Origin of the sequence: Oscillibacter sp. (genome assembly GCF_032060045.1) — a bacterium.
In the GTDB taxonomy this organism is placed as follows: Bacteria; Bacillota; Clostridia; order Oscillospirales; family Oscillospiraceae; genus Oscillibacter.
In genome coordinates, this window is sequence record NZ_DAMBZJ010000003.1 from 69,419 (window position 1) to 79,098 (window position 9,680).

At 54.1% G+C, this 9,680-nt stretch carries 9 protein-coding genes and 1 pseudogene; 5 read left to right on the plus strand and 5 right to left on the minus strand.

All coding sequences use genetic code 11. The annotated features are described in order from the left end of the window. The first annotated feature begins 63 nt into the window (after nt 1-63). The 4 genes from rpmE (at nt 64) to RT018_RS02270 (ending at nt 2,922) form a co-directional block, all read left to right on the plus strand. Nucleotides 64-267, plus strand: a complete 204-nt coding sequence (rpmE, locus tag RT018_RS02255; protein ID WP_312938920.1) for a 50S ribosomal protein L31 — start codon at nt 64-66, stop codon at nt 265-267. 130 nt (nt 268-397) lie between these two features. Beyond that, the gene (locus tag RT018_RS02260; RefSeq protein WP_312938921.1) at nt 398-904 is read left to right on the plus strand and encodes a flavin reductase family protein; all 507 of its coding nucleotides are present in this window, start codon (nt 398-400) and stop codon (nt 902-904) included. Between the two features lie 26 nt (nt 905-930). Next, on the plus strand, nt 931-2,220 hold the full coding sequence (gene hflX, locus RT018_RS02265; RefSeq protein ID WP_312938922.1) for a GTPase HflX: 1,290 nt from the start codon (nt 931-933) through the stop codon (nt 2,218-2,220). A gap of 66 nt (nt 2,221-2,286) precedes the next feature. Beyond that, nucleotides 2,287-2,922: a YigZ family protein gene (locus tag RT018_RS02270; protein WP_312938923.1), complete on the plus strand. Its 636-nt coding sequence runs from the start codon at nt 2,287-2,289 to the stop codon at nt 2,920-2,922. A 172-nt stretch (nt 2,923-3,094) separates the two neighbouring features. Here RT018_RS02270 and RT018_RS02275 read toward each other — a convergent pair whose 3' ends face one another. The 3 genes from RT018_RS02275 to RT018_RS02285 all read right to left on the minus strand — a co-directional run bounded on the left by RT018_RS02275 (nt 3,095) and on the right by RT018_RS02285 (nt 5,077). Continuing rightward, nucleotides 3,095-3,568 (minus strand): hypothetical protein, encoded by a 474-nt coding sequence (locus RT018_RS02275; RefSeq protein WP_312938924.1) that lies wholly within the window; start codon nt 3,566-3,568, stop codon nt 3,095-3,097. A 253-nt stretch (nt 3,569-3,821) separates the two neighbouring features. Next, entirely contained in the window at nt 3,822-4,718 is an 897-nt protein-coding gene (locus tag RT018_RS02280; protein WP_312938925.1) for an SH3 domain-containing C40 family peptidase, read from the minus strand. A gap of 56 nt (nt 4,719-4,774) precedes the next feature. Then, nucleotides 4,775-5,077: a hypothetical protein gene (locus RT018_RS02285; protein ID WP_312938926.1), complete on the minus strand. Its 303-nt coding sequence runs from the start codon at nt 5,075-5,077 to the stop codon at nt 4,775-4,777. A 222-nt stretch (nt 5,078-5,299) separates the two neighbouring features. On the opposite strand from RT018_RS02285, the gene RT018_RS02290 reads away from it, so the two are divergent. Further along, entirely contained in the window at nt 5,300-5,632 is a 333-nt protein-coding gene (locus RT018_RS02290; RefSeq protein WP_312938927.1) for a hypothetical protein, read from the plus strand. A 28-nt stretch (nt 5,633-5,660) separates the two neighbouring features. Here the strand turns inward: RT018_RS02290 and RT018_RS02295 are convergent, their stop codons facing one another. After that, nucleotides 5,661-8,729, minus strand: coding sequence for an AAA family ATPase (locus tag RT018_RS02295; RefSeq protein ID WP_312938928.1), 3,069 nt, complete (start codon nt 8,727-8,729; stop codon nt 5,661-5,663). Nucleotides 8,730-8,938: 209 nt separating this feature from the next. Further along, nucleotides 8,939-9,680, minus strand: a pseudogene (locus RT018_RS02300) (urocanate hydratase); the annotation flags it as partial.

The window sequence follows — 9,680 nt, forward strand, 5'->3', positions numbered from 1 at the left end:
TAGACTTACTTGTGCCTTTGTAAGGGGCATTAGCGATTGGATCGAAAGAGGTGAACGAGAGCAATGAAGGAAGGAATCCATCCCGATTATCAGCAGACTACTATTTCTTGCGCCTGCGGTAATGTGATTGAGACAGGTTCTACCAAGAAGAATATCAAGGTGGAAGTCTGCTCTAAGTGTCACCCCTTCTTTACGGGCAAGCAGAAGCTGGTTGATACCGGTGGACGCGTGGCCAAGTTCAACAAGAAGTTCGGCCTGCACAACTAAGACCGACGACACGTTCACAAAGTCCCGTATCCGTGAGGATACGGGGCTTTTGCGCCTTTATCCGCTTTACAGGTTCAGACAAAGCGGATATAATATAATCACAATTAATACGATAAAGGAGAAGATTGTCATGCGCTTAAAATCTGTGAGTCCCAGGGAACTTTCCATGGAGGCCATGCGCCTGTTCCCCGGGCGAACCCCTCTTCTGACAGCGGGAGACAAAACCGCCTGCAACACCATGACCATCGGCTGGGGCGGCTTGGGCACCCTTTGGAGAAAGCCCGTCTGCACGGTGTACGTGCGTCCTTCCCGTCATACCTTTCAATTTATGGAGAACCACGACTATTTCACCGTGTCCGTCTTGCCCGAGGACCGCAAGGACGCGCTGACTCTTTGCGGCACCAAAAGCGGTCGTGATACAGACAAAATTGCGGCCTGCGGCCTCACGCTCTGCTACGGTGCGGGCGACGCCCCGTTTTTCGACGAGGCGGAACTGGTTTTCGTGTGCCATAAGCTGTACGCTCAGGACATATTGCCCGAGTTTGTCATCGACGCCGATGCGATTATGCCCCTCTATCCGGAGGGCGACTGGCACCGTGCGTATGTCGGCGAGGTCGTGGAGGCCTATCAGGCATAACCGCCACAGGCGGAAAAAGGAGATTTATGCAACAAACAAACGAAATTAGAGATAAAGTGGTGCTGGTGGGGCTAAACTCCCCGGTACTGCGCAAAGAGGAAACCGCCGATGAAACCACCATGGAGGAGCTGTCCGCTCTGGTGGATACCGCCGGCGGCGTAACGGAGGGAATTATCCTCCAAAACCGTGAAAAGCCCGACCCTCGGACCTTTATCGGCGAAGGGAAAGTGGCGGAGGTGCAGCTCTATTGTGAAAACGTGGGGGCTACCATGGTCATTTTTGATAATGACCTCTCCCCTTCCCAGCAGCGAGTGCTGACCGAACTATTGGGCATTCAGGTGCTGGACCGTTGCGGATTGATTCTGGATATTTTTGCCCAGCGGGCCAAAACCAAGGAGGGCCGCCTTCAGGTGGAGTTGGCGGAATATCAGTACCTTCTGCCCCGTCTGACGGGCATGTGGACCCACTTAGAGCGTCAGGGCGGCACCAGCGGAAAGGGAGCCATCGGCTCCAAGGGCCCCGGCGAAACCCAGCTTGAAACAGATCGGCGCTTGATTCACAAGAAAATCGACAAGCTTCGTGCGGATCTAGAAGACGTACGCCGGGTGCGGAGCACCCAGCGCCAGCAGCGTAGGAAAAACGAGATCCCCGTGGTGGCCATCGTGGGCTATACCAACGCGGGCAAGTCCACACTTTTAAACCGGCTTACCGGTGCGGCGATTCCCGCCAACAACCGCCTGTTTGACACGCTGGACACCACCAGCCGCCTTTTGACCATCAGCGACACCCAGGACGTAATTCTCAGCGACACCGTGGGCTTCATCCGGAAGCTGCCACATCAGCTTGTGGAGGCGTTTAAAGCCACGCTGGAGGAGCTGGAATATGCGGACCTTCTGCTTCACGTCATCGATGTGTCCAATCCAGAATGGCAGCAGCAGGCCCAGGTTGTGGAGGAGCTGGTCGGGGAGCTAGGCGCCAGCGATTTGCCCCAAATTGAAGTATTTAACAAAAGCGATCTCTCCGGAGGGGAAATTCTGCCCCGGGGAGAGGACATGGTCACCATTTCCGCCAAAACCGGGGCGGGCGTTGAAGAGCTATTGCACCTTATCGACCTGAGACTGGACAAAGGTGCCCGACGGGTGGTCATTCACCTGCCCTACGACAAGGGTGGAATGCTTGACATGCTGTATCGGGAGGCGAAGGTGGAGCTGGTAGAATATAACGACACCATCGACGTGACCGCCGTGTGCGCCCCACGGGTTTTAGGGCAGTTGGCCCCCTATGTGCAGGAGGCGGCGGACACGGACGGCGAATAACGCCGGAACAAAACGCCGAAATGGCATCTCGAAAAATTGTGGTGGCGCCCAAACAGGAGGAACGGTATGGACGAGTATCTGGTCCCCTTTGCGGACGGGTTAAGCGAATTTACGGAAAAGCGATCCCGGTTTATCAGCCACCTCTGGCGAACAGAAAGCGAGGACGAAGCCCGCGCCCGCATTGAGGAAACGAAAAAGCAGCATTACGACGCCCGCCACAACTGCTGGTGCTATTCCATCCGTGGAGGCGGGATTGTGCGCTACTCTGACGATGGCGAACCGCAGGGCACAGCGGGGCAGCCAATGCTGAACGTGTTTCAGCGGGAGGGCATTACCGATTTTTGCTGCGTGGTGACGCGGTATTTCGGCGGTGTGCTGCTTGGAGCCGGAGGATTGACCCGCGCCTACTCCAAGGGCGCCAAGGACGCGCTGGACGACGGCGGTGTCAGCCGTGTAAGCCTTTGGACGCTGTGGGATATCCCCTGTCCCTATCCTCTGCTGGAGCGAGTCAAGCTCGAGTTGGGGACCGCAGGCGCCGCGATTGAACACGCGGACTACGGCGAAACCGTCACGTTACATGCCGCATTTCCTCAAAACGGCGCGGAAGAGTTTGCTCTTCGACTGACGGAGCTGTCTGCTGGGGCGCTGGTCATGACAAAACAGGGCGAAGAATTTCGCCCGGGACCAAGGGAGCCACGGTAAATCACCGGATTCGCAAAAGAGCGGGCCGCTTATGCGGCCTGCTCTTTTCAGCTTATAAAAGGCTCGCCGCATACGCTTGCGAAAATCTATCCCACGCTGTGCGCGCCCCGCCGCCCGCTTATAGCGGGGCGCATTCTTTTTAAAATTCAGCCATAGGGATTTTTTTAAGGGTTTAGATGTCGCTCTCTCTGGTGCGCCATGCAACTTCCATCTCCAGATCCCGTTTCAGCTTCGCGTTCTCCGCCAGAAGCTCGTCATAGTGGCGGCTCTGCACGTAATACTTCACAAAGCTGAAGGTGGCCTCCTGAAATTCTTTCTCGGTATATTCGGGCAAGAGAGAGCCGTTTTCCCGCTTCAGCCCCTGAACGGAGATCACCACAAGACGACGGTTTTTCTCCGAAAGGTGGATGATGCGCAAATTTTCCGGAATTTCCAGCTGGAGATCGTAGCTCTCGTTAACCTCTTCCAGCAGCCTGCGCTGCTCTGGTTTGGCCGAGACAATCACGCCGTATTTCTCAAACAGTTCTTTTAAGTAATCAACGGAGACTTCCTCTCTGGTGATGGTCCCTTTTCCAATGCCGGAAAACATGGTGTTGGAAATGGAAAAGCTGATAAACACTTCTTTGCCGGTCTGCGGATAGCTCATATTTAAATACCTCCCCACATATGATCCATGATGACGGAACCCTTTCCGCACCGCACGCTTGCCCCCACGAACGCGGAATTCTTCTGTAAAGCATCCTTCTGTGAACAGTATATCATAGTTCTCGCAAAAAGAAAACACCAAATTGCGCAACATTGCGCAATTTACCGAAAAATATTGCCCAAGCGGCTGCAACGACGCCCTATAAACAGCAAAGCCGTCCGCCGTAAATTTCATTCTCTTATGTAAACCACGCTCAGACGCGCATACCGCCCACAAAGTAGGTATTGTAATACCCGCTGGTCAGCGTACTGACAACCACGCCGCCGCTGTTGGCGGAGGAGGCGTGAATAAACTGTCCGCCGCCCGTATAAATGCCTGCGTGGGAACACGCCTTGCCCTTGGAGCGACTGGGATCACAGAAAAACACCAGATCGCCGGACTGCAACTCCGATGCGGAGTAGAGCTTCTGGCCCTTCCCACTTTGCCACTGGCTGGTGGCACTGTGGGGCAGACTCACGCCCATCTGCTTAAACACATACATGGTGAAACCCGAACAGTCAAACCCCTTCGGAGACGAGCCGCCATAGACATATCGAGTGCCCAGATACTGCTTTGCAATATCGGCCGCACCACTGGCGGAAGTGCCATCGTCTGAGGTCAAATCCACAAAATCACTGCGGATATAGCCGGTGGTCCCATACTGGCAGGTCACGGCGTACCAGCCATCGGCAAAACCGTCCACCGTGACGGCAGTATCCTTATTTACCGTGGCAACGGCCTCTGCATCAGGATTGGCGGAGGCGCGGACATTCACCCCATCGCCGTTTACACAGCCGGGCGCGGTGAAAACGCCGTCTTGATCCTCAACGACATATTCGGCGGAAACATAGCCGGATTTACCGTCAATGCCCACATAGTACCACCCGTCCTGCTTGCCCAGAATGGAGACGGCAACACTTTTGTCCAATTGGGTGACAACGGAAGAGGATGTGGATGCCTCGGCCCGAAGCCGCAGGCTGGAGCCGGTGGTACAGCCGACGCCGATTGCAATTTGATCGGCGGCGGAAACGGAGGCCGTGGCGGCCAGGAGCATCGTCATTGCGGCGGAAAGAGCAAACATCCCTGCCGCTTTGCCTGCACGGTGTTTCATAAGTGTACGCTTCCTTTCGAATTTTCGTTTGTCGGGAAGTGGGAGAGCGGTCTGCCTTACAGCTTGCCGGCCAACGCGCGCTCCAGCCAGACGGCGGAGATGTCCATTGCCTCGTACAGGCTCTCTCTTTCACTTTTCTTCACCACGCGATCCCGGGATTTCAGGTCCGGGTCCGTTAACTGTAATTGGACGGAAACCTTGGTGGCCACATTCATGTCCTGAACCTTTTTGCTGTCCATTACCTGCATCATAATGATATATTTCTCAGCCATCGTGCCGTAGTAAATCAGATTATCCACTCGGCGGAGCGGGTGCCCCTTATAGGTCAGGCCCGAGGTCTTCTCCATACTTTCAGCCATCAATATGCTCCTTTGAAATTATTTTGTAACCAAATTGTAACAGAATTTTTCCGCTTTGTCAATTCTAAACAAACCCATTTTTTCAGGAAATTTTATCCTGTCCCTTTATTTGCTAAAAGCCTATAATCCTTGTCCTTAAAACGCTTTTTCCGCTTTTCCAGTGGCTGGGCGCAATTTCCAGGGCTTACACTCATATACTTTTTTTATCTGAGGAGGGATTTTATGAAAATTATTATTTGGAAAAAAAAAGCCGCCGCTCTGTTGGCAGCGGCACTGGCGGTGTCCCTTGGCGGCTACGCGGTCTCCTACCCCACAGAGGCCCACGCTGCGGAGCGCCAACTTCCCATCTATTGCGTGGACAGGGGGCAGCAAAAGATTTGCTCCATCAGCTTCGATGCTGCCTGGGGTGATGTTCGATTGCGGTCATTGTGGCGGCAGGGTTTCTCCGTGTTAAAACACATCTCGATGAGGCCAGAACACGCAGAGGCGGCTGTCCGCGGACAGCCGCCTCTGCGTTTCCAAAACGTCTTTTCTAAGCAACGAACCGTGCTTTGATTTTTTCCGTGTTTTGGCGGTCAACGGATCAGGCATTCCGTTCAAGTTTCCCCTCCGAGGCAAACTGTCGGAGCAGAGTTTTGCGCTCATAGCGGTTGCAGTATTTGCTTAGATTTTTCAGCGCCAGCGCGTAATACTGCACAGCGCTCTCTTTCAGATCCTGCGCAAAAACCACGCCGATTTCCTCGTTCCGGTCCGCCATCCGGCGGATGAGCGCCTCGACAAACAAAACGGTCCCAAGCTCGCTGGGGTCTTTGATCTTTCCGGCGCTGTTCTGGGCGGAACGCAGACACCATTTTGCATTCTCATACTGTCCTTCCTGCATCAGCACAAGCGCCATATAGGCGTCCAAAACCGGGCGGCGCCAGAAGGAATCGAATTGCCCATACAGGGCGTAAGCCTGCTCAAAATACGACTTTGCCGCAGAAAAAGACTCCATAAAGTACGCGGTTTTCCCCGCGTTGATATAAAAATAAGAAAGACTGGAGGATACGTTCTGCCCCGTACACAGGGAGATCGCCTTTTGAAACAGCGCCAGCGCTCCGGTATAGTCCTCCTCCGCCTGGCGAATCTCTCCGATGTAACAATACGCGGCGGCAACATTGGTGGCGTAGCGCTTGGCCACCGTTTCCGTGATGGTGAGGGCACTGATGGACTCGGTCAACAGCTTTTCCGCCAGATAGTAATTTCCCACCATCAGGTTGTACAAGCCCTTCAGTCGGAGAATAATCCCGATTTCTTTATGATAGTTGCACCTCACCGCCAAATCCAGCGACAGCTTAATATATTCGGCCATTTCTTCCAGATTGTAGACCTGCAGATGGTAGATGATCAGCTGCTTGCAGCCCTCCAGCTCATAGTCTAAATTTCCAATCTGCCGGGCCTTTTCAATGACATGCGTAATGCTATCAACGCCACCCGCGTATTCGCCCTCGCGGATAAGGTAGCGTCCCTTCAAATAGTAAAATTCCGTCTCCAGCAGGTTCAGCTCGTCGGAGTCGCTAGGAGGATTCAGCGCCTCTATCAACCCCGTCTCCAAATTACCGAATAACTCCCCGATCTGGTCCCGGGACATGTAGACGTGAGGCTCCTGCCCCATTTCCAGATTGTTCAGGATGGGGAACATCTCGTGGTTGAAATTCAGGCAGCCTTTTAGCGTATCCATCTGATATTGCAGTGCCTTGAGCCGGCCGCCGGCGGCGGAAAAGTGATAGACCAGCTTTGCGTTGAGTCTGGTGTCCCGCTTTTTTACATTTACACACGCTTCCAGCAACTGACCGATTTTTCGGTGAATTAACTTTTTCCGGGAGCTGGGCTGAGACAGATAGATGTATTGCCGCAGCTTGACGTGAGAAAACAGCACCGCGGTTTCCCCTTCCTGTTCTTTCTCCCGCAGGATGTCCCGGTCCTCCAGTGTTTCCAGCAGGGTGAGCATCCGCTCATCCTCCCGCTCCATCAGCCGCGCGAGAAACCGGAGCGGAGTGGCGTCGTAGAAAAAGGATAGCAGCTCCACCAGCGTGCGCTCATCCGGCTGAAGATAGAGCAGACGACTCCGTACCGTCTCCAGCGCGGTCGGCGTCATGGTACTCAGTTCATGGCCCTTTTGCAGCAATCCTACGCACTCGTTGAGGAAAAATGGGTTTCCCTCCGTCTCATTGTAGACTTGCTCCAGCATCTCGCCTTTCAGTTCCTTTTTTGGCAGTGCCTCTTCAATAAAACAGTGGCATTGCTCAATATCCAGCCGCTCCAGTGAAACAGTGGTCAGGTGGCCGCTCTGGCGCAGTGCGGTCAGCGCATCCTCCAGCGCCCGGTTGCGCTCCCGACCGCAGGTTGCCACCAGCATCACCCGCAGGGGGTCTGTTTCCAGCAAAAGCGCAGTCAGCAGGGCCAAGCTCTCATCGTCCATCCACTGGATGTCTTCGATGGCTAATAGAACCTGCTTTTCCGAAGAGATTTTCTCCAGTCCCTCCCGCAGAATCTGCACCATGGACGCCATGGACCACCTCTCCGGCGTTCGCACATAATCACTGCCAGGCAGATTTTGGTTGAAATCCGGAAAAACGCCTGACATCAGTTCTTTCCACAGATTTGGAGGGATCAGTCTGTTTTGCTGAATCAACCGGGAAATGGTCCGCACCACCGCGCTCCAAATCCGCAGAGGCCAGTCTTTCTCCACCTGAAAGCAACTCACCTCCAGAATCACAAAATCCGACGCGGCCTTTTCCAGAAGCCTGCGCTTCAGGGTGGATTTTCCTATGCCCGTCTCGCCGGTGATTAAAAGAGTGGTTCCCCCGCGCTTTTGATGAAACTCCTTCAGCGTCTTTTCCATTGCGGCCAGTTCCTGATAACGGCCATAAATCGAGGCCGTATCCCGGGCGCGTCTCTTTTCCCCGCCGAAGTCAATCTGCTCCAACGCACGCTCGTAAATTTCCTTGGTCTTTTTATCGGGATCGATGCCAAGCTCCCGGTGCAACAGCTTAGACAGATCGTAATAGGTCTCCACCGCCTTTCCGCTTCGCCCCGTGTCCTGATAAAGGCGCATCAGCAGGCGAAAGTTCCGCTCATCGAACTCGTCCAGTTCAATGAGGCGGCGGATCAGATTTTCCACGCCGTCATAGTTGCACTCCTGAAGGCGCCTCTCAATTTTCAGGCAGCATTCCGCAGCGAACTTCTCCTGAAACCCGTTGCGCACTTTCGTGACCCAAAACTCGAAGGCATCCGCCTCCTTCAGGAAAAAGCCCTGCAGAAAATCGCCCTGATAACACTCCAGATTCTCCTGCGGTGCCCGGGAAAACAGGTCCGTGTCAGATTCGATGTCCAGCGCCTCGTTCATGAGCAGAATTGATTTTTGGGGAGAAATGATGATATCCTCCCCCAGCGATTTTTTTGCTTGGTAGATCGCATTTCGGATGTTTTTCCGCGCCACCGCGCCATCCTCTTCGGGCCACAGCAGTCCCCCCAGCTCATCGCGACTGGCCATTTTGTTGACCGCCAAATAATAAAGCAGCGCGTTGATTTTTGCATAGGGAAAAAAAACGCTTCGTCCATCTACGGTGATCTGAGGGGCCCCAAACAGTTTGTATACAATTTTACTCATTCCGGTCTCCTCTCAAAGCCATGCTCTTTGAATCGGGACGGAGGTCCCGTCCCCTCCACTGGAATTTGTATTATTATACAATTAATGCAGTCTTGTTTCAATTTAAATTAGATTTTTGTTTAACTTACCGTTCTTTTTATTTTCATCGCGATTAAAAGAAAAAGGGACCCTGATGCAGGGCCCCTTTTGGGTGGATTTGTTCGTGATGGTTACTTGCTCTCCGCGCTTTTCAGCGCCTTGTCAATCAGCTGTTCGTCGTTTTCCGCCATGTAGGGCAGGGTGATATGGTCTTGCCCCTCATACATCTTATTGTATTCGGCTGCGGTGGAGACCGCATGCTCATTCCGCGCCCAAGACCGACGGGCTACGCCCACCATCACGTCCCAAGGCATGGACATACGCAGGATCGCGTCCACATTCTCGCTGCCATCCAGCACCATACCGAAGCCGCCGTTGATTGATTTGCTAACGCCCACGCCGCCGCCGTTGTGCAGCGCGACAAGGCTCATTCCGCGGGCGGCGTTGCCCGCGTAACACTGGGTGGCCATATCGGCCATGATGTTGGAGCCGTCCTTGATGTTGGAAGTCTCGCGGAAGGGGGAATCCGTTCCGCCGGTGTCGTGGTGGTCACGGCCCAGCATCACAGGGCCGATCTCACCGTTGCGAACCATCTCGTTGAACTTCAGCGCGATGTTCATGCGGCCCATAGCGTCCGAGTACAGGATGCGGCACTGGGTTCCAACTACCATTTTGTTCTTCTTGGCATCCCGCAGCCAAATGTAGTTGTCGTGATCCTGATAGCGGCGATTGTGGGCCTGAATATAATCCGCGGCGGCCGCGTCGGTCTTATCCAGATCCTCGGGATTGCGGCTCAGGCAACACCAGCGGAAGGGCCCATAGCCATAGTCAAACAGGAAGGGCCCCAGAATGTCCTCGACATAGGATGGGAAT